Raw genomic sequence first — 19,769 nt, forward strand, 5'->3', positions numbered from 1 at the left:
TCCTTAACGGAGGGTCGTGCCCCACATGTTCAGCAGGTACCGGCGCATCAGCGCGATGAACAGCAGCGCGGGGATGACGAGGGCGAAGCCGCCGGCGTACCGGTACGTGAGAGGTGAGTTGTTGAGCGCACTGAGCACCTGGGCGGGCAGTGTGCGGCGGTCGAGGGTGAGGATGGAGGCGCCGAGGACCTCGTTCCAGGAGGTGACGAACGTGAACAGCGCCGCCGCCGCGATGCCGGGCAGGGCCTGCGGCAGCACCACGCGGGAGAAGGCCGCGAGCGGTGAGGCCCCGAAGACGGTCGCCGCCTCTTCGTGGTCGCGGGGCACCGCCACGAAGACCGAGGTGGTGATCAGCACGGTGGTGGGCAGCGCCAGAGCGGTGTGCAGCAGCGTCACGGCATAAGTCGAGTCGTACAGCCCGGTGTTGAGGAACATCTGCGCCAGCGGGACGGAGAGCACGACGATCGGCAGCGCCCGGGTCAGCAGCATGAACAGCTGGTACGCGTCGCGCCCCCTGAAGGCGTAGCGGGCCAGGGCGTAGCCGGCCGGGACGCCCAGCACCAGGGACAGCACCAGCGAGGCCAGACCGACCTGGAGGGAGTTCGTCAGACCGGCCACCACGCCGGTGGAGTTGAGGAACGCCTCCATCGTGGTCGTCGACAGGTCGGTGGGCAGCAGCGAGAGCGGGAACGCGTCGAGCGTCTCGGGGGTCGAGAACGCGGCCAGCGTGATCAGGTAGAGCGGTGCCGTCATCGCCAGCGAGACGACGACGCAGGCGACGTGCAGGGCGACCCGGGGACGGCGCCGCGGCGGTCCCGGCCCGTCCGTGGTCGGCGGCCCGGCGGCGGACCGGGTGGCTTCGGCTTCGGAGTGCTGGAGTGTCATCGGGCGCTCCCCCCGGGAGTACGGTCGCGCAACGCCCGCAGGTAGACCACCGCAGTCACCATGGACATCGCCAGGACCACCAGGGCGATGGCCGCGGCCACGTCCGCGTTCTGGAGCGAGGTGTACCAGTGGTAGGTCTCGCCCACGAGCAGCGGGAAGTTGTCGCCGGTCAAGGCCTGCGCCACGGCGAAGGTCTGGAAGGCGAGGATGGTGCGCAGGATCAGGGCGACCTGGAGGCTGGGGCGCAGCTGCGGCAGCAGCACGTGGCGCAGCCGCTGCCAGTAGCTCGCACCGAACACCTCGGCGGCCTCCTCGTAGTCCCTCGGGATGCCCTGCATCCCGGCCACCACGATGACCAGTACCAGTGAGGTGGCGCGCCAGACCTCGGCGACCAGGATGCACAGGAAGACGGTCAGCGGGTGCTGGTAGGAGAGCCAGGAATAGGTCGGCAGCCCCAGGTCGTGCAGCACCGAGTTGAGGTAGCCGCGGTCGCTGAAGATCGACAGCCAGACCAGGCCGGCCGCCAGGTCGCTGATCGCCAGCGGGATGACCCATGTGTAGAACCACAGCTGGGAGAACCGGGGCCGGGCACGCAGCATCAGGGCCATGGAGATGGCGAAGGCGAACTGGAGCGGGATCACCACGGTGATCAGCAGCACGGTGTTGCGCACCGACGGCCAGAACTGCGAGTCGCCGGTCATCGTCCGCAGGTTGTCCAGGGTGAACCCGTCCGGCCCGTGCACCGCCTGGCCGATGCCGACGATGAGGGGCCAGACGAACAGCGCGAGCATGAACAGGGTGGAGGGGGCAAGCAGGGAGGCCACCGCTCCGCGTGGGCGTCCCGCGCCGCGGCGGCGCTTCAGGAGCGTCGTGGCCACCTCACGCCACCCGGCAGGTCTTGCCCTCGGCAGCCTCGTCCGGTGCCCAGCACTCCGCCTTCACCTCTGCGAGCAGGCTGTTGAGCTTCTTGGCCTGGGCGTCGAGGACCGGCTGGATCGGCTTGTCCTTCAAGCAGATCTGGGTGAAGCACTCCTTGAAGGCCTCGGATATCTCGCCGTCCTTCGCGCCCACGCCGACGGGCGGCAGGGCGGTGATGGCGTCCTCGGCGTCCTGCTGGCGGGAGAAGGCGTCGGCGCCCAGGGCGATGGCGGCCGGAAGACCGGTGGGCATCCTGCCGCCGACAGTGGGGGCGAATCCGTTCTTCTTCAGCACGTCGCCCTGCGCGCCGGGGGTGCACAGCGCTTTGATCACCTTGCGGGCGTCGTCCTGCCGCGGCGCGCCCTTCAGGATGCCGAGGCCGGCCACCACCAGCATGAAGCCCAGGCCCTTGGGTCCGCGCGGTGCCGGCACCATCTGCCACTCGTCCGGGTTCTTCGCCGGCGCGCCGAGCAGCCGTGCGAGGTGGTCCCAGGCGACCAGCACCTCACCGCGTGCCAACGGCTCCTGCATGTATGCGTAGTTGGTCGACGCCGGGGCCGAGACCGACCACAGGTCCTTCATGTACTTCCATGCCTGCACCGCGTCCGGGCTGCGGAACGGCACGACCTGGCCGCCGGTGAAGCTGGGCAGCAGGAAGCCCTGGAAGAACCGGTGGTACAGCCCGTTCGGCCCGGCCGGCATGCCGAAGATCGGCCGTCCGGCGCCGCGCTTGCCGGCGGTCATCCAGTCGAGGAACTGGTCGTAGGTGAGGTTCTGCACGTCGGCGCCCTCGGGCAGCCACTGCAGCGCCTTCTTGTTGACGGCGAGCACGTACGAGGTCTGCATCCACGGGACGTACTTCGGCTTGGAGCCGCCGAACGCCGCGATGTCGGTGAGCCGTTGCGGGATGCGGGCCCCCGACAGCTCGCCGAGCAGATCGTCGGTGTCGGTCAACTGGTCGGCGTACGGGGCGAGATCGCCGTGGAGCCCGCCGATCAGGCTGACGGACAGCTTCTTGGCCTTGAGCTGGGCGGTGAGGGTGGTCGCGAAGTCGCCCGCCTCGACCGCGGTGAAGGCGACCGGGGTGCCCTTGACCCGGTTCTTGAGGATCGCCTTGAAGCGCTGCTTCTCCTCGACCGGACTGAACTGGGTGGACAGGAAGCTCAGGGCCCCGTTGCCGGCCCCGGTGGTGGACGCCCCGCCGCAAGCCGAGAGCAGGGCGGCGGCAGCGCCGCCGAGACCGGCGCCGAGCACAGAGCGCCGGGAGGTGTGGACAGCCATCGTCGGCCTCCATGGTTGGCTGGGAAGGTGAGAAGCGCATAACGTAAAATGCACTTACGTAAATCGAGGTTGCGTTAGTAACACCTGCGGGCCACGGGCTCGTCAAGAGGGGGGACGAGATTGGATACTCCGCAAGAAGACGAAACGGGACAGAGTGCTCCATATCGAGCATCCGCTGCAACCTCCGGCAAGCTTCTGTCCGTTATCAGGCTGGGCGACGGCTGGACCCGTCAGCAGCTGCTCGAGACCACCGGCATGTCCCGGCCGACTCTGCTCGCGCGGCTCGCCCCCCTCGCTGCCGCCGGACTGATCTACGAGACCGGAGCCCGCGCCGCACCCCGCGGCCGCCCGGCCCAGCTCATCCGGTTCGACGACCGTCACCTGCGGATCCTCACCGTCGATGTCGGCCACACCCGGGCGCGGGTGAGCGTCACCGACGTCTACGGCGGTGAACTGCGGTCCCGGCAACTGCCGGTGGACATGTACGAGGCGGATGCCGACACAACTCTGGGACCGCTGCTCGACCTTGCCGCGGAGTTGCTGGACGCCGGCGCCCCGGAGGAACGGCTGGTCGGCGTCGGCATGGGCCTGCCCGCGCCGATCGACCCCGCCACCGGGCTGCCGAAGCGTGCCTGGATCATCCCGAAGTGGAGCGGTCACCCCGTCAGGGAGCGCATCCAGGAGCGGTGGAACGTCCCGGTGCTGCTGGAGAACGACGCACGGGCACTGGCCCTGGGCGAGTCGACCGTCCACGACGCGGGCACCCTGCTGGCGGTGAAGTGGTCCAACGGCATCGGCGCCGGCCTCGTGGTGGACGGCCGGCTGCACAGCGGCGAGGACGGGGCGGCCGGCGACATCGGGCACATCAGGATCCCCTCGTCACGGCAGCCGGACTGCCGCTGCGGGCTGCAGGGCTGCCTGGCCGCGTACGCCTCCGGGCACGCCCTGCTGCGCGAACTCGGCCTGCCCGGCCTGGACGAGATCGTGCGGCGGAACGAGGCCGGCGACGCCGGGGTGGGCAAGGCACTGGAGGCCGCCGGCGGTCATGTCGGTGACGTGCTGGCCATGTTGATCTCCATGCTCAACCCCAAGGTGCTGGTGCTCGGCGGCGTGATCGGCCGGATAGCCACCGTGGTCGACGCGGTCGGCCACCAGGTGCGCACCACCGCCCTGAGTCACAGCACCGCCGGCCTGACCGTCGTGCCCGGAACACTGGGCGAGCAGGCCGTCCCTGTCGGCCTGGCCCGCCTGGTCGCCGACCACGTGCTGGACCCGGCGCTGGTCGACGCCTCGCTCGAGGCAGGTGCGTGATCCGGCGCCGGGGCGGGCTCGTACGCAACGGGCCGACCGGGCCGGTGTGTCGCACCGCGGCGTGCCCCGAGCAGCGTCACACAGGGCGCCGGCCGCATGAGGGCTCCGTGCCGGCGCGGACCGAAGCCGTCTCTGTACGCATACCCTCGCGCACTCGCCGGGCCCGAGGCGGACCGGAACGCAAGCGGAGCACTCGTCAACGCACCGGAAGCGCCTCTACCACCACACGCTCACCCGGAATCGCCCATTCCCTGACCCGGTGCTCATGCGGGCCGGAAGACCATTCGCGGAAGCGGCGGAAGAGCATCGGCACGCCCCGGGCACCTGGCAGGTCCGAGCTGTCCATGGCCTGCATGTGCACATGCGGCTGTGTGGAGTTGCCGGAGTTGCCGCAGTTCGCGATGTGCTGGCCCTCCTGCACCTCGTCGCCCGCGGACACTCGGATCGAACCGGTCTGGAAGTGCGTCAGCGCGACGTAGGTGCCGGTCCCCCGCAGCGAGATGATCACGTAGTTCCCGGCGACCGCCCCTACGCCCCGGCGGAGCCGCGCCCCTTGGCCCAGCGCGTACGGCACCAGCGCCAGCTGCGAGCGCCGCCCCTCGTGATCGTGCTCGCCGTCGTGCACATGGACCACGGTGCCGTTCCCGGGAGCCAGGATCGGCTGCCCGAAGGCGAAGAAGAGCTCGGGCGGTTCGGTGGCGAGGAAGGTGCGCCAGCTGCGGCTGCCCGCCGAGCGGTGACGCTCGTCCACCCCGACGAAGTCGATGGCGTAGCGCCCGCCGAACATGTCGGTCCCATGGCTCGGAACCCGCCGGGCGGGGCTGTTCTCAACGCGCCACCTTCCCGTGAAGGGCAGCGAGACCTCGACTCCCCCGGCCCGCGGACCTTGTGACGGAGACTCATCGCCCATCGCATCATCATATGTGAGCGCCGCCGCGCCCGGAGCGGTCACGCCGATCGCGACGGTACGGGCGACGCAGGGCCTGCGGGAGGAGTCGCCGCCCCTCGCCCCCACGTCGTCACCGGCCGGCCCGCCTGCGCGCGGCCGGCCTCGTAACCGGAAGCCGGGCTACGCCCTTCCCGCGACCGTCCTCGTCGCCGGTTCCGCCACCCTTCCTACCGGAGCTCACCGGGGCCGGACCTCTTCGGCCCGCGAGTGCCGCACCCGTCCACTCCTCCCGCACGCCCCGGCGGGCGACACCCGCACAGATCAACCGGCCGGGCGCCGCCAGGACTTCTGTGCCTAGATGGAGACAGGACGTCTGCCGCAGGTCACCGGCCCCCGAGCGGGCGTGCGGCCACGGACCACGACGCAGGGCAGGACGGGATGGGTGCGCATGAGTGAGAGCACGAAAGCCGCCCTGGCGGCGGGCCTCGCCGCCGGCTACGTACTCGGACGCGGCCGCAAGGCGAAGCTCGCGATGGCTGTCGCCGCGTACCTGGCGAGCAAGAAGATGCACGCCAAGCCGCAGGAACTCCTCACGGCGGGAGCGGAACGGCTCGGCGACTCGGGTCAGCTCTCCCAGCTCGTCGAGCAACTGCGCGGTGAGGTGCTGACGGTGGGACGCGAGGCGCTCAGGTCGGTTGCCGACCGGCGGCTGGGCAGCTTCGCCGACGCGCTCGCCGACCGGACGAAGTCGCTGAACGAGGTGATGGAGGCCGCGCGGGGCGAAGAGGAGGGGCCGCAGGGCGAGGAAGAGGGGGGGAAGCGGGAGACGGGCGCCCAGGAGGAGGAAGGCAAGGAAGACAAGGAAGTAGAGGAAGGGGAGGCAGAGGAGGCGGCGCAGGCGGGCCGGCAGCGCCGCGCACCGCGTACGGGGGAAGGCCGCACGAGACCCCGCAGGCCACGTCGCGAACCCGAAGGGCAGCAGGCGCCGGCGAAGAAGACGACGAAGAAGAAGGCGCCCCCCAGGAAGGCGGCCGAGAAGTCCGCCCGGAGTAGTGCCGAGCCGTCCCGACGCCGGAGGTAGAAGCACATGCCTGTGAAAGACAAGCAGGACAGCGGCGGGCACTCCGACGGGTCGGGGATCGACCGGGTGCGCGAAGAGCTCTCCAAGTACCTGATGGCGAAGGCCAACAGCCTGGTCAGCTCGGCCGGCAAGAAGACCGGCGAGCTCGCGGAGAAGGCCGTCCCGGGAGGGGACGGCGGCGGCCTGGCCGAGCCGGTGGCGAAGGTGCTCAAGGGCGAGGAGTCACCGGCGAAGGCGCTCGGCGGGCAGGTCACCGAGGCAGCGAAGGAGAAGACCGCGGGCAAGGTGAAGGAGCTCTTCGGAGGCGGTGGCAAGGCCGGGGAGAAGAAGGTCACCAACATCATCGAGACCCTCGACGTGGGCCTGCCGCTGCGCCGTGTGTACGACCACTGGACCGAGTTCGAGGAGTTCAGCGGCTTCATGAAGGGCGTGGTCGAGGCGTCGCGTTCGGAGGACGAGGCCACCGTCTCCGACTGGACGCTCAAGGTGGGGCCGTCGAAACGCAGTTGGCAGGCCACGGTGCTGGAGCAGGTGCCCGACAAGCGCATCGTGTGGGAGACCAAGGGCGAGACGAAGACGCACGGGGCCGTCTCGTTCCACGAACTGGCTCCCAGCCTCACCCGCATCGTGGTCGTCGTCGAATACACCCCCGGCGGCTTCCTCGAGAAGACGGGCAACCTGTGGCGTGCCCAGGGCCGCAGGCTGCGCCTCGACCTCAAGCACTTCCAGCGGTACGTGACGCTGGGCGTCCAGGAGGTGCCCGAGGGCTGGCGCGGCGAGATCCGCGAGGGCGAACTCGTGCGCAGCCACGAGGACGCGCTCGCCGCGGAGGAGAAAGAGGAGGGGGAAGAGGGCGAGGCGGAGGACCGCGAAGAGGCGGAGGACCGCGAGGACGGGGAAGAAGAGGGGGACGAGGAAGAGGGCGAGTACGAGGACGAGGACTTCGAGGACGAAGACTTCGAGGACGAGGAGGACGAAGAGGGCCGGTAGCCGCCGCCCCGGAAACCCCTCCGGCCCCCCGACGCCCCGGCACGGGGGCGAAGGAGGGCCGGAGGCCGGACGGGCCGTTGCCCCGCGGCGGCACCGGCTTGGGGGGCCGCCCCTGCGGCTCCCCGGTGAAACGCACGGGGCCGGGGGCGGGGCCGGGCCGCTGCCGCGAGGTCAGGAGTTCACGGCCACGTCCGCACCGGGGTCCGTCGTGTCGGTGATCTCGTACACCGCGCTGAACTCGGAAGTGGTGGCGCTCGTCGGGCAGCCGAAGCCGCCCTCGACCTTCACGGGGACCTCGGCGGCGTCGAACGTGAGCGTCGACGGCGATCCGTTGGCCCACTCGCCGGTTGCGGTGGCCGCGCCGTCGGGTGCGGCGGTCACGGTGCACTCGGCCAGGCCGCTCGTCTTCAGCACGAACCCGCCTGCGGGCATGGTGAGTCCGGCGGTGCTGGGATCGCCGTGCTGCATGGAAACGGTCCAGTCGCCGCTCGTCGTCACGGACGCCTCGACGCCGGGCAGGCTCGCCGTGCAGGAGTCGTACGTCGGCGCACTCACGGCGGACTCGACCGGTCCGGCGTCGTTGTGGTTGCCGGGGGCCGCCGGGATCGTGCCCGACGCCTCGGAGACGGTGCAGGTCACGGTGACCGAGCCCGCGGTGAACGAGGCGTCGCCGGAGAGTCCGGCGGTGTACTCGTCACCGGCGGGCGTGACGGTGGTCGAACCTGCTGACGCCCTGTCACCGGCCTGCGCGGGTGTGTCCGGCAGGCCGGTGACGGCGGCGTTCGCGTTCGCCGAGCCGGCGAGCAGGAGCGCGGCGGCGGCCGTGGCGGCGGTGACCGCGATACGTAAGGACGGGCTGTGCAGGGAACGGGTGCTCATCCTGGGCTCCTTCACTGCATTCATGGGGGTGGTGCAGGGGGATGCGATGGCACTCGTGCGCTCAGTCCTGCCCCGGCCTCCGCGCCGTGCTGCCGCGGGGAGGCGGGAAGGGATCGTCGTCGACTCCGAAAGCCGCCGCGAGGGACGAGTCCCGGGAGTCTTCCTTGCCGGTTGTGCCGGTTGTGCCGGATGCGCCCGGGGCCCCGGGCCTGCCGGAGGTACCGGCCGTGCCCAGGGTTCCGGACGTGCCGACGGCTGTGGCGGTGGCCCCGGTGCTGGTGGTGCCATCCGTCTTTGGAAGTCCCGGACTGCCTGCCGCTGCACGGGATCCGGGCGCCTCGGAGCGGAAGGCCGCCGGCTCGGCGGGAGCCGGTGTCCGCGTCGCGCCGCCGTCCCCGTCCGCCGGTTCGCCGTCGGGTTCGGCCGGTGACGGCCGCCAGGCGAACATCAGGGCGCCCCCGACGACGCCCAGAAGCGTCCCGATCATGAACCCGCCGAGGTTCGACATCACCAGGGCGGCGGCCGCGAGCAGGACGGTGATGATGCCCGCGAGGCTCCGGTACTGGGGTGTGAACCAGCCGCTGAGCCCCAGCACGACCATGACGGCGGCCATGACGACCGAGGGGATGCCGGCCGTCCCTTCGTGGAGCATGACCTTCATCGGCGCCAGGGGGAGCACGCCGATCTCCACACCCGACAGGACGGTGAACAGGCCGCCCCAGAAGGGCCGTCCACGGCGCCAGCCGCGCCACTTGCGCCAGATCAGAAGCATTCCTTGGTGCCCTTGTTCACTTTCATGCTCAGGTTGTTGAGTGTGAACTTGCCTGCGTTGGTCGCCCAGGCAGTCTGCTGCAGCTTGGTGATGCGGACGTCGTCGGCCTGCTGTCCGAACAGGTCCTGAAGTCCCTGCCCGCCCTTGGGGCCCTTGTCGAGGGTGGAGGCGTCGCGTCCGATCTCGATCTTGTTGAAGGACGCGTTGCCGGAGAGCTGCGTGGCGTCGACGAAGAGGTCGCTGGCCTGGACCGGCTTGCTGCCCGTGCCCGCGGTGAGGTTCAGCGAAATGCTGCCTATGACGGGCAGGTCCGTGACGACCGACTGGCACAGGTCGTTCATCTTCGCCGTCTTGATGGCGGTGACCGCGACGGGTATCAGCTTGCCCCTCGCGTTGCGGTCCACGCTGCCGTACTGCGCGAAGCCTTCTCCGTCCAGGCTGGACGCGGACACCTTGAACTGCTGTCCCGAAACGGCGAACGACGCGGCGAGCGCCCCGTTGGCCAGTGCGATCGCGAGCGCGGCGGTAGCGGCGAAGCCCGGCACGCACAGGACGGCGAATCTCCGCCAGCTCGTGCGTCCCGTCAGCTTTCTGCCGTGCGCATCCTTCATGGTGTGTCCCCTTGTGAATGACTGGCGTGGTGACCTTTGCGTGGGGGATGTGAAGCACGTGCGTGGTGCGAGGGGGGATCGCACAGAAGGAGACCCTGCTGTGCGGAAGAGTTACTGGCGAGTCAGGTTATGGACACCCGGCGCGCACGGCAAGGTTTCGCGCAGTCAAGTTTCCGCCGAACCGTGGTTCTTGGGTGACCGCCGGGTTCCCCACGTCGCACGGCAGCCACGGATCCGGCCGTCCGCATGCCCTGAGCTGGACGGCACGAGCCGGGGTTACCGGGAGTAGGCACGCGCTTTCCGGCACGTGCACACCACGCCGCGGCACCGGACGTGCCCGGAGGGAGTCGGAGGAGTGCGCAACGGTGTCCGAAAACAGTCCCACCACAGGTAAGTTGGGGCGCAGGGAGAGCCCGGACGACACCTTCTTGCCGCGGCTTCCGCGGGCGACGTACGATGAATGCGCTTTCAATCCAGCGGCCCCACGGCCTGAACCAGGCAGGAGAGCACGGTCGCGTGAATGCCCCCACCGTGTACGACGTCGCCGGGCAAGCAGGCGTCTCGATCGCGACGGTCTCGCGAGTCTACCGGGCACCGGAGTCGGTGCGCGCCGGTACGCGGGAGAAGGTCCTCGCCGCAGCCCGGGAGCTCGGCTACGTACCGAGCGGCAACGCCCGGGGCCTGGCCAGCCGCAACACGCGCGTGCTCGGCCTGTGCTTCCCCGACTACGCGGACCCGGACGCCGAGGATCCGGACGCGGACCTGGGTGACGACGCCGAGCTGATGCTCTACTCCGACGAGATAATCCGCGGCATGGAGCGGGCGGCCCGGCGCCACGGCTACGCCCTGCTCATCGCGGCCTCCCTCGCCGAGGGCCCCAAGAGCCTGGTCGCCGACGTCGCGGGGCGCGTGGACGGCTTCGCGGTGCTGGCCCGGACCGTCCCGACGGAGGAACTCGAGGTCATCTCGCGGCGGCTGCCCGTCGTGATGCTCGCGGGTCCGCGCGAGGACGCACCGCTGGATCACCTGGACCATGTCGAAGTGGCCAACTTCGACGGCGAACTCGCCCTCACCAGGCACCTCATCGCCGATCACGGCCTCACCCGGATCGCCTTCGCCGGCAGCACGGAGTACTCCCCCGACGTCGAGGCCCGCTTCAGGGGCTTCCAGGCGGCACATCTCGAGGCCGGGCTGCCCGTCCCCGACGGCCCCGACGTACGGTCCGACCTGACGCAGGCGGAGGGCGAGCACGCCGCGGCGCAGCTGCTCGACCGCGGGGGCGAGCTGCCGCAGGCGGTGGTGTTCGCCAACGACCAGATGGCGGTCGGCGCGCTCTCGGAGCTGCGCCGCCGCGGCGTGCGCGTCCCGGAGGACCTGGCGGTGGCCGGCTTCGACGGGATTCCCCTCGGGCGCCTGGTGACGCCGGCGCTGACGACCGTGCGGCAGCCGATGCGGCGGATCGGCGAGGAAGCGGTGGAACTGCTGGTCGCGAGGCTCGAGGACCGCACGCGGGAGCCGGTGTCGCAGGTGCTGCCGGTCTCGGTGGTCCGCCGGTCGAGCTGTGGATGCCCGCCCCGGAAGACCTCTCCGGCCCCCGTCGGCACCCCGTGAACACTTCCGTTACACAGTCGTAATCTTCCCGGCCCTTGCACGGCCGGACCTTCACTCACAGAGTATGTATGCGCTTACAGCCGGGCTTCCGGGCCCGGCCGTCCGGCCCGTCACTTCAGGCCACGTCAAGGCGCCACCGCCGCTCCGTGAACGAGGAGGAGATCCTCCATGCAGCCTCTACCCCGCATCGCCGCCGCCACCGCGGCAACGACCGCCCTCGCGCTGCTGCTCTCCGCCTGCGGCAGCGGCGACGAGAAGCAGAGCTCCGCCAAGGACAAGCAGACCCTCACCGTCTGGGGCATGGGTGAGGAGGGCAAGCACCTTGCCGCGATCGGCAAGGAGTTCAACAAGAAGCACCCCAACATCACCGTCAAGGTCACCCCCGTCGGCTGGGACGTCGTGCACCAGAAGCTCAAGTCCGGCGTCGCCGCCGGGGAGCTCCCCGACATGTCCCAGATGGGCAGCACCATGCTGGGCGAGTTCATCGAGCTGGGCGCCCTGGACCCGGTGGACGAGAAGACGTTCAAGAAGGACGACTTCTTCCCCGCCGCCTGGAACGGCGGCGTGAAGGACGGCAAGACCTACGGAGTCCCCTGGTACGTCGACACCCGCGCGCTCTACTACCGCACGGACCTGGCCGACAAGGCAGGCATCGACGAGCCGCCGGCCACCTGGAAGGACCAGATGGCCCTCGCCCAGGCCTACAAGGACAAGGCCGGCACCAAGTGGGGCACGTACAACCAGCCCGCCAACACCGGCGCCTGGCAGACCTGGCTCCCGTTCCTCTACTCCGCCGGCGGCGACCTGCTCGACAGCTCCGGCAAGCCCGCCCTGGACTCCCCCGAGTCCGTGAAGGCGCTGGAGGAGTACGCCTCCTATTACGACAAGGGCCTGTCCCGCAAGAGCTCCCCGCCCGACTACGACGTGGTCAAGGACTTCGGCTCCGGGGACGCCCCGATGTTCATCTCCGGTCCCTGGATCGTGCAGGTCATCAAGGACCAGCAGCCGCAGCTGAAGGGCAAGTACGCCACCGCCCCGCTGCCGGCGGACGAGTCGAGCACCTCATGGGTGGGCGGCGCCAGCCTCGTGACCTTCAAGGACAGCAAGCACAAGGCTGCCGCGAAGGAGTTCACGAAGTACCTGACCGGCGCGAAGCAGCAGGCCGCCTGGTACGAGCGGGCCCAGTCGCTGCCCGCCAACACCGCTGCCTGGGACGAGCCGGCGCTGAAGAACGCACCCGAGCAGCTCGCCGCCTTCGAGAAGCAGCTCAAGACGGCGAAGACCGTCCCGCCGCTCGCTCAGTGGGAGGAGTTCGCCGCCAAGATCGACGAGGGCGTGGCGCGCGTCTCGCAGAAGGGCGAGTCCCCGAAGAAGGCAGCTGCCTGGATGCAGAAGGCCACCGAGGGCCTGGTGGGCTGACTCGATGACGACCACGACCCCATCCCGGCGGGGGGCCCCGGACCGCACCTCGAAGGTGCGGCCCGGGGCCGGGGCCGGAGTCCTCACGGGCCGGAAGCGGGGACCGGGTCCCCGCCGGGACCGGCTCAGCGTGCAGAACGGCCCGGCGTGGCTGTTCTCCACGCCCTTCCTCCTGCTGTTCCTGACGTTCATGGCCGTGCCGATCGTCGCGACGTTCGTCATGAGCTTCACCGAATTCGAACTGCGGAACGTCGCGGACCCCTTCTCCGCCGAGTTCATCGGCCTGGAGAACTACACGCGCCTCTTCGAGGACGAGAAGTTCCTGACGTCGCTGTTCAACACGTTCTACTTCGTTCTCCTGGGCGTGCCGCTCACCGTCGGCGCCGGGCTGTTCGCGGCGGTGCTGCTCAACCGTGGCGTCGGCCGCATACGGACCGTCTTCCGCGTCGGCTTCTACGCGCCCGTCGTCACCAGCATCGTCGCGGTGGCCGTCGTGTGGCGCTTCGTCCTGGACCCGGCGGACGGCCTCATCGCCGGGCTCGCCTCCGAAGTCGGCCTGCGCTCACCGGACTTCCTCGGCTCGAACGTGCTCGCCATGCCGTCCCTCATCGTGATGGCGGTCTGGCGCAACCTCGGCAACGCGATGGTCCTCTTCCTCGCCGGACTCCAGGGCATCCCCACTGAGGTGCGGGAGGCGGCGCGGCTGGACGGAGCCGGCGTGTGGCAGGAGTTCCGCAGCATCACGGTGCCGCTGCTGCGCCCCACGATGCTGTACGTCAGTGTCATGACGACCATCGGCTTCCTCAACGTCTTCGAGGAGCCGTTCGTGTTGACCGAGGGCGGCCCGGACAACTCGACGCTGACCGTCTCGCTGAACATGTACAAGGAGGGCTTCAGCTACTTCCACATGGGTTACGCGAGTTCCATGGCGTACGTGCTGTTCACCGTCATTCTCGCCGTCACCCTGCTCCAGCTCCGCCTGCTGAAGGACAAGACGAAATGACCGCGCCCGCCCTGCCGACCGAAAAGCCGGCGCCCCGCCTGCACAAGGGCGAGGCCCCGCGCCGCAGGCTCCTCCTGGCCGTGCTGTGGGCCGGGATGATCGTGATGGTCGCGCCGTTCCTGTGGATGGCGCTGTCCGCCTTCAAGTCGGAGAAGGACCTGGGCGCGACGCCCACGGTGTGGATCCCGGAGGACTGGACGCTGATCCACTTCGAGAAGCTGGTCAAGCTGCTCGACATCGGTTCCCACTTCTTCAACTCCACGCTGGTCGCCGTCCTCGTCACGGCCTGCAACCTGGTCTTCTGCTCGATGCTCGGCTACGCCCTGGCGAAGCTGAAGTTCGGGGGGAAGCGGCCCATGTTCGCGGTGGTGATGTGCGCGCTGATGGTGCCCGGCAACCTGATGCTGATGCCGATGTTCGTGATGGTCAGCAAGATGGGCCTGGTCGACTCCTACGCGGCGCTGATCCTGCCGTTCGCGGCCGGCGCCTTCGGCGTCTTCCTCATGCGCCAGTTCATGACGGCCATTCCGGACGAGCTGCTGGAAGCGGCCCGCATCGACGGCGCCGGCGAGTGGTTCATCTTCTGGCGGATCGCGATGCCGCTGGTCAAGCCCGCGCTGGCGACGCTCGCCATCTTCACGTTCCTCCAGTCCTGGAACAACTTCCTGTGGCCGCTGGTGGCCACCAACGACCCCGGGAAGTACACGCTTCCGGTGGCCCTGGCCACCTTCGCCATCGACCCCACGAAGACCAACGGCTCCAACGGGGTGCTCATGGCGGGCGCGTTCCTCGTCGTGCTGCCGGTGCTGCTGGTCTTCATCCTGTTGCAGCGCTACTTCACGCAGGGCATCGCCACCGCGGGCCTGAAGTAGGCCCGTACGACCGCAAGCAGGCCCGTACGACCGACCGTCGGAAGACAGCACCACAGCACGGCAGCACCACAGCACGGCAGCACCACAGCACCGCAGACCGCAGACCGCAGACCGCAGACCGCAGACCGCAGCACCGTCCGTCACACGCGAGCGAGCACCACGGCAGTGCACCGCTTCGGCGCACCCGTGTATGCGCATCCATCGAGAGGTGACCCCCGACATGACCGAGAAGAACGCCGCTCGCGTCGACTGGGAGCAGCGCATCGGCCTGCCCAGCGACAAGCCGCTGACCGGAACCGCCGGCCTCCCGGCGCCGTCGCGGCTGCGTTCCGAGGACGGCACCGGCCATGTGCTGCTCGACTGGCAGCCCGTGGAGGGCGCGCTGGGGTATCTCGTACACCGCGCGGACACCGTGGACGGCCCGTACGAACCGCTCGACCACCGCGGCGGCGACGTGCTGGCCGTGCCCGCGCCTCCGTACGCGGACTCGCTCGTCCAGCCCGGACAGGGCTACTGGTACAAGGTCGCCACCTGGACGGACGCCGGTGCCGGCCCGCTCACCGCCGAGCCCGTCCGCGGCTGCCCCAGGGCGCCCGGAACGAAGCCGCCCACCGTCACCGTGAGCGTCGACGCCGCCGCCGCGCCCGTGCCGCTGCCGCCCGTGTGGAACCGGATGATCGGCGCCGAGCACCTGTCGATGCTGCTGTGGGACGAGCCGGGCCCCGGCGGCGCGGACGTCGCGCGGGAGTACGCGGACGCGCTCGGCATCGTCCGGGACGAGCTGGGTGTGCGTACGGTGCGGGCGCACGGCACGTTCCTGCCCGAGTGCGTGAGCGTGCGCGAGGACGGGTCCTTCGACTTCTCCGGCCTCGACGAGGTCTACGACCGCTTCCTGGCGACCGGGCTCAAACCCGTCGTCGAACTCTCCTTCATGCCGGCGGAGCTGGCGCTCGACCCCGAGTACACGATCTTCGAGTACAAGGGCATCGCCTCCGTGCCGCGCAGCTGGGACCGGTGGGGCGGACTGTGCCGGGAGCTGACGGTGCACCTGCGGGAGCGCTACGGCGCGGACGAGGTCGCCACCTGGGAGTTCGAGGTCTGGAACGAGGCGAACCTGGAGGTGTTCTGGAACGGCACCCAGGCCCAGTACCACCTGCTGTACGAGACCGCCGCGCGCGCCGTGAAGAGCGTCGACCCGCGCATCAGGGTCGGGGGCCCGGGCTCGGCCGCCGCGAAGTGGGTGGGACCGCTCCTGGAGTACTGCCGCGAGCACGATGTGCCCATCGACTTCGTCTCGACACACACCTACGGCAACGCCCCGCTGGACTTCCGTCCCCGGACGCGCTCCTTCGCCGAGGCGACGGGACGGCCCGAGCCGGAGATCCTGTGGACGGAGTGGGGCGTGACCCCGACCCACTTCCACCGCGTCAGCGACTCCGTCTTCTCCGCACCGTTCGTGCTGCGCGGCATGAAGAGCGCTCTGGCCTCGACGGACGCACTGGCGTACTGGGTGGCCACCGACCACTTCGAGGAGCTGGGCCACCCGCCGAAGCTCTTCCACGGCGGCTTCGGGCTGCTGACCGTGGGCAATCTGCGCAAGCCGCGCTTCTGGGCGCTGCGCATGCTCTCGCAGCTCGAGGGCGGCCGCATCCCGGCGTCGGTCACCGGCGACGGCGCCGAGGCGCTGGTGGAATGCCTCGCGACGCGCACCGGCGACGCCGCGAGCGTCGACGTGCTCTGCTGGAACGGCACGCTGGACCAGACGAAGACCGACGGTGCCGCATCGCTGAACCGCAACGCACGCGTCGAGGTGAACGGACTCGCTCCCGGGGCGGGTTACGCGGTCACCGTGCGCCGCGTGGACGAGAAGCACTCCAACATCAAGGCCGTGTGGGACGCCGTCGACGGCGGCCACAGAAACTGGCCCGACGAGCGGCAGTGGGCCCAACTCCGCGCCGCCGACGAGCTGTTCGAGGAAAGCGGCGGCACCGTGACCGCCGACGGCGACGGCTCGCTCTCCCTCACCCTCGACCTCCCGATGCCCGGAATCCGGGCGCTGCGCCTCGTCAGGAGCTGAGCCCCGGCCCCCGTCCCGGCGTCCGCACGACTGCACGTCCACCGAAGACGAAGGAGTCCCACCACCATGAAACGACGGACGATCCTCACGGCAGGAGCGGGCGCCACGGCCGCGCTCGCCCTCGGCGGCGCCACGGCCACCCCGGCCTCGGCACGCAGCCGCACCACGACGGCCCTGCTGCACCGCTGGTTCCGCGACACCTACGCCTCCATCGAGGCCATGCACACGGACTTCGGCCTCGCCGCCGACAAGATCGACGTCAGTGGCGCCGAGCCGAAGCGCAGCGTGCAGACCTCGCCGACCAACATCGGCTGCGGGCTCTGGTCGACGGTCGCGGCGGCCGGCCTCGGCGTGATCAGCCGCCCCACCATGCGCAAGCGGCTGGCGGGCACCGTCTCGGCGGTGGAGAAGCTGGAGCGGGCCGAGGGCTTCTGGTTCAACTGGTACGACGCCGGTACCGGCGAGGTGCTCACCGAGTGGCCGGAGAGCGGCGACGTGGTGCGGCCGTTCCTCTCGTCCGTCGACAACGCCTGGCTCGTGACGGGACTGCGGATCGCCGCCGCGGCCGACCCCGCGCTGGCGGGGCGCGTCAAGGCGCTGCTCGCCGACGCCGACTGGTCCTTCTACTACACCCCGTACGACGAGAGCGACCCCGCACAGCACCCCGGCCAGCTCAAGGGCGGCTACTGGACGGACGACGACACCTTCACCGGTCACTGGTACGGCGCCCTCAACACCGAGCCCCGCATGGCCAGTTACCTCGGCATCGGCGACGGCAGCCTGCCGGGCGAGCACTACTGGCGCACGTTCCGCACGATGCTCCCGGAGTGGGAGCAGGAGCAGGTGCCCGAGGGCGAGTACGTCACGGTCGACGGCGTGCGCCTCTTCCGCGGGCACTACACCTACCGCGGCCGCAAGCTCATCCCCACCTGGGGCGGCTCGATGTTCGAGGCCCTGATGGTGCCGCTGTTCGTTCCCGAGGGCGACTGGGCGCCCAAGGCGTGGGGGGTGACGCACAAGCGCTTCATCCGCAGCCAGATCGAGCACGGCCTGGAGGAGGAGAAGTACGGGTACTGGGGCTTCTCCCCCGCCAACATCCCGTCGGGCGGCTACAGCGAGTACGGCGTCGACGCCATCGGCATGACGGTGGACGGCTACTTCTCCAAGGGCGTCGTCACGCCCCACGCGTCCGTCCTGGCAATGCAGTTCGAGCCGGAGGCGTCCGTGCGGAACCTGGTGAAGATCGCCCGCGACTTCGGCGCCTACCACGACGGGCTGGGCTTCCGTGACTCCGTCGACGTACGCGAGGGGACCGTCAGCGACTACATGCTGGCGCTGGACCAGGGCATGGTCGCCGCCGGCCTGGCGCAGGTGCTCAGCCCCGGTCTGCTCCAGCAGCCCTTCCGCTCGGGCGGCTTCGCCAGGAACGTCCGGCCGCTGCTGGCCAAGGAGGACTTCGGCATAGCCTGATCCCGCAGCAGCACACACGCGGCTGCCCGCCGCCCCGGAACGCCGGGGCAGCGCCGCCGGCTCATCCCCGGCGCTGTCCCGGCCCTCCCCTCCCCCGCCCGCAGCGGCGGAGCGGTCGTCCCGCTCGGCACCGCCGCGCCCGAACGTCCCAGGGAAGGATTCCGTTGACCCCGCCCCCGCATCCCCCTGAACAGCACGTGCGCCCCAACATCGTGCTGTTCATGACGGACGACCACGCCGTCCCCGCCATCGGCGCGTACGGCAGCGAGATCAACCGGACGCCCGCGGTGGACCGGCTGGCCGCCGAGGGCATGCGCTTCGACAACACCTTCTGCACCAACGCGATCTGCTCGCCGGCCCGGGCGACGCTGCTGACGGGCACCTACAGCCACGTCAACGGGATGACGTCCCTCGAGGGGCCGGACCACACCTTCGACGCGACGCAGCCGAGCTTTCCCGAGATGCTCCGCGAGGCCGGCTACCGGACAGCCATCGTCGGCAAGTGGCATCTGGGCCACGGCGGGCGCAGCGATCCCCGCGGCTTCGACCACTGGGAGATCCTTCCCGGGCACGGCGTCTACAACGATCCGACGTTCGTGACCGCCGACGGCGAGCGCACCTACCCGGGCTACGTCACCGACGTCATCACCGACCTTGCGCTGAACTGGCTCGACGGGCAGGAGCGGGACCGCCCCTTCGCGCTGCTCGTCCAGCACAAGGCGCCCCACCGTCACTTCGAGCCGGCCGAACGCCACAGGAACCTCTACGCCGGGGAGGACATCCCCGCTCCCGCGACCCTCCACGACGACCTGAGCGAGCGGGCCTCCGCGGCCGCCGAGGCCCGCCTGCGGATGGCCGACCTCGTGCCCGAGGACCTCAAGGAGGCGGTGCCGGAAGGACTTTCGGAGGCCGAGGAGCGCGAGTGGCGCTATCAGCGGTACATCAAGGACTACCTGCGGGTCGTCGCGGCGCTCGACGAGAACGTCGGCCGCGTCCTGCACTACCTGGCGGTCTCGGGCCTCGCCGGGAACACCGTGGTCGCCTACACCTCCGACCACGGCTTCTTCCTCGGTGAACACGGCTGGTTCGACAAGCGGTTCATGTACGACCCGTCGATGCGCATCCCGCTCGTGATGCGCTGGCCCGGCGTGGTCGCGCCGGGCTCCGTCAACGACGACCTCGTGGCGAACGTGGACTTCGCGCCGACGCTGCTGGACCTCGCGGGAGTCGAGCCCCCGGAGCGCATGCAGGGCCGCAGCCTCGTACCGCTGCTGCGCGGCGAGACGCCGGACGACTGGCGCAGCGGTGTCTACTACCGCTACTACATGCACCTCGACCACGACCACAACGTGCAGGCCTGCTACGGCATCCGGACCCGCACGCACAAGCTGATCCACTACCCGGGGCACGGTTCGGGCGCCTCGGGCGCCTCAGCGGAGCGGCGCGAGCCGGAGTGGGAACTCTTCGACCTCGTCCGCGACCCGGACGAACTGCACAACCGCTACGGCGACCCCGAATACGCGGCCGTCGCCGAGGAGTTGACCGAGCAGCTCGCGCGTCTTCAGCGCAGCTACGGTGACACGCCAGCGGGTGCGCTCCCGGCGCGGGAGTGAACTTTGGGCGCAGGGAGGGCACTTCGGTGACGGACACGACGGAAGCGGGAGCACCGGACACGGACGCTGCGGACAGAGGCACACCGC

Annotated in this window: 17 protein-coding genes; 10 read left to right on the forward strand and 7 right to left on the reverse strand. The window is 70.2% G+C overall.

Annotation, left to right across the window (positions count from 1 at the left end):
• Nucleotides 1–3 precede the first annotated feature (3 nt).
• Genes H180DRAFT_RS06550 through H180DRAFT_RS06560 form a run of 3 tightly spaced genes read right to left on the reverse strand, consistent with a single transcriptional unit; the run spans nucleotide 4 to nucleotide 3,084 of the window.
• Nucleotides 4–885, reverse strand: coding sequence for a carbohydrate ABC transporter permease (locus H180DRAFT_RS06550; protein ID WP_055485035.1), 882 nt, complete (start codon nucleotides 883–885; stop codon nucleotides 4–6).
• A complete protein-coding gene (locus tag H180DRAFT_RS06555; protein ID WP_199822473.1) occupies nucleotides 882–1,763 on the reverse strand; it encodes a carbohydrate ABC transporter permease in 882 nt (293 codons plus the stop codon). The genes H180DRAFT_RS06550 and H180DRAFT_RS06555 overlap by 4 nt, the downstream gene beginning before the upstream one ends.
• Nucleotide 1,764: 1 nt before the next feature.
• Nucleotides 1,765–3,084 (reverse strand): ABC transporter substrate-binding protein, encoded by a 1,320-nt coding sequence (locus H180DRAFT_RS06560; RefSeq protein WP_055485036.1) that lies wholly within the window; start codon nucleotides 3,082–3,084, stop codon nucleotides 1,765–1,767.
• Between the two features lie 255 nt (nucleotides 3,085–3,339).
• Here H180DRAFT_RS06560 and H180DRAFT_RS06565 point away from each other — a divergent pair, with 255 nt between their 5' ends.
• The gene (locus H180DRAFT_RS06565) at nucleotides 3,340–4,395 is read left to right on the forward strand and encodes an ROK family protein (RefSeq protein ID WP_055485037.1); all 1,056 of its coding nucleotides are present in this window, start codon (nucleotides 3,340–3,342) and stop codon (nucleotides 4,393–4,395) included.
• 196 nt (nucleotides 4,396–4,591) lie between these two features.
• Here the strand turns inward: H180DRAFT_RS06565 and H180DRAFT_RS06570 are convergent, their stop codons facing one another.
• The gene (locus tag H180DRAFT_RS06570) at nucleotides 4,592–5,305 is read right to left on the reverse strand and encodes a M23 family metallopeptidase (protein ID WP_055485038.1); all 714 of its coding nucleotides are present in this window, start codon (nucleotides 5,303–5,305) and stop codon (nucleotides 4,592–4,594) included.
• Between the two features lie 427 nt (nucleotides 5,306–5,732).
• Between H180DRAFT_RS06570 and H180DRAFT_RS06575 the strand changes: the two genes are divergently transcribed.
• Both H180DRAFT_RS06575 and H180DRAFT_RS06580 read left to right on the forward strand, forming a co-directional pair.
• Nucleotides 5,733–6,365: a hypothetical protein gene (locus tag H180DRAFT_RS06575; protein WP_055485039.1), complete on the forward strand. Its 633-nt coding sequence runs from the start codon at nucleotides 5,733–5,735 to the stop codon at nucleotides 6,363–6,365.
• A 6-nt stretch (nucleotides 6,366–6,371) separates the two neighbouring features.
• On the forward strand, nucleotides 6,372–7,355 hold the full coding sequence (locus H180DRAFT_RS06580; protein ID WP_055485040.1) for an SRPBCC family protein: 984 nt from the start codon (nucleotides 6,372–6,374) through the stop codon (nucleotides 7,353–7,355).
• A 171-nt stretch (nucleotides 7,356–7,526) separates the two neighbouring features.
• On the opposite strand, the gene H180DRAFT_RS06585 is transcribed toward H180DRAFT_RS06580, so the two are convergent.
• The 3 genes from H180DRAFT_RS06585 to H180DRAFT_RS06595 form a co-directional block, all read right to left on the reverse strand.
• Entirely contained in the window at nucleotides 7,527–8,234 is a 708-nt protein-coding gene (locus H180DRAFT_RS06585; RefSeq protein ID WP_055485041.1) for a hypothetical protein, read from the reverse strand.
• Nucleotides 8,235–8,295: 61 nt separating this feature from the next.
• A complete protein-coding gene (locus H180DRAFT_RS29730; RefSeq protein WP_175437726.1) occupies nucleotides 8,296–9,006 on the reverse strand; it encodes a DUF6114 domain-containing protein in 711 nt (236 codons plus the stop codon).
• Nucleotides 8,997–9,617, reverse strand: a complete 621-nt coding sequence (locus H180DRAFT_RS06595; protein ID WP_055485042.1) for a DUF6230 family protein — start codon at nucleotides 9,615–9,617, stop codon at nucleotides 8,997–8,999. The genes H180DRAFT_RS29730 and H180DRAFT_RS06595 overlap by 10 nt, the downstream gene beginning before the upstream one ends.
• Before the next feature lie 516 nt (nucleotides 9,618–10,133).
• Between H180DRAFT_RS06595 and H180DRAFT_RS06600 the strand changes: the two genes are divergently transcribed.
• The 7 genes from H180DRAFT_RS06600 to H180DRAFT_RS06630 all read left to right on the forward strand — a co-directional run bounded on the left by H180DRAFT_RS06600 (nucleotide 10,134) and on the right by H180DRAFT_RS06630 (nucleotide 19,682).
• Nucleotides 10,134–11,228, forward strand: a complete 1,095-nt coding sequence (locus tag H180DRAFT_RS06600; protein WP_055485043.1) for a LacI family DNA-binding transcriptional regulator — start codon at nucleotides 10,134–10,136, stop codon at nucleotides 11,226–11,228.
• Nucleotides 11,229–11,396: 168 nt separating this feature from the next.
• Nucleotides 11,397–12,647: a sugar ABC transporter substrate-binding protein gene (locus tag H180DRAFT_RS06605; protein WP_055485044.1), complete on the forward strand. Its 1,251-nt coding sequence runs from the start codon at nucleotides 11,397–11,399 to the stop codon at nucleotides 12,645–12,647.
• A gap of 4 nt (nucleotides 12,648–12,651) precedes the next feature.
• Nucleotides 12,652–13,650 carry a carbohydrate ABC transporter permease gene (locus H180DRAFT_RS06610; RefSeq protein WP_055485045.1) on the forward strand — a complete coding sequence of 333 codons (999 nt, stop codon included), beginning with the start codon at nucleotides 12,652–12,654 and terminating at the stop codon, nucleotides 13,648–13,650.
• A 95-nt stretch (nucleotides 13,651–13,745) separates the two neighbouring features.
• Nucleotides 13,746–14,522 carry a carbohydrate ABC transporter permease gene (locus tag H180DRAFT_RS06615; protein WP_254665922.1) on the forward strand — a complete coding sequence of 259 codons (777 nt, stop codon included), beginning with the start codon at nucleotides 13,746–13,748 and terminating at the stop codon, nucleotides 14,520–14,522.
• 220 nt (nucleotides 14,523–14,742) lie between these two features.
• Entirely contained in the window at nucleotides 14,743–16,599 is a 1,857-nt protein-coding gene (locus tag H180DRAFT_RS06620; RefSeq protein WP_079099899.1) for a GH39 family glycosyl hydrolase, read from the forward strand.
• Nucleotides 16,600–16,665: 66 nt separating this feature from the next.
• Nucleotides 16,666–18,069 (forward strand): glucoamylase family protein, encoded by a 1,404-nt coding sequence (locus tag H180DRAFT_RS06625; protein ID WP_055485048.1) that lies wholly within the window; start codon nucleotides 16,666–16,668, stop codon nucleotides 18,067–18,069.
• A gap of 197 nt (nucleotides 18,070–18,266) precedes the next feature.
• Nucleotides 18,267–19,682 (forward strand): sulfatase family protein, encoded by a 1,416-nt coding sequence (locus H180DRAFT_RS06630; protein ID WP_302622432.1) that lies wholly within the window; start codon nucleotides 18,267–18,269, stop codon nucleotides 19,680–19,682.
• Nucleotides 19,683–19,769: the final 87 nt, after the last annotated feature.

Origin of the sequence: Streptomyces sp. WMMB 322 (assembly GCF_900090145.1) — a bacterium.
Lineage (GTDB): Bacteria > Actinomycetota > Actinomycetes > Streptomycetales > Streptomycetaceae > Streptomyces.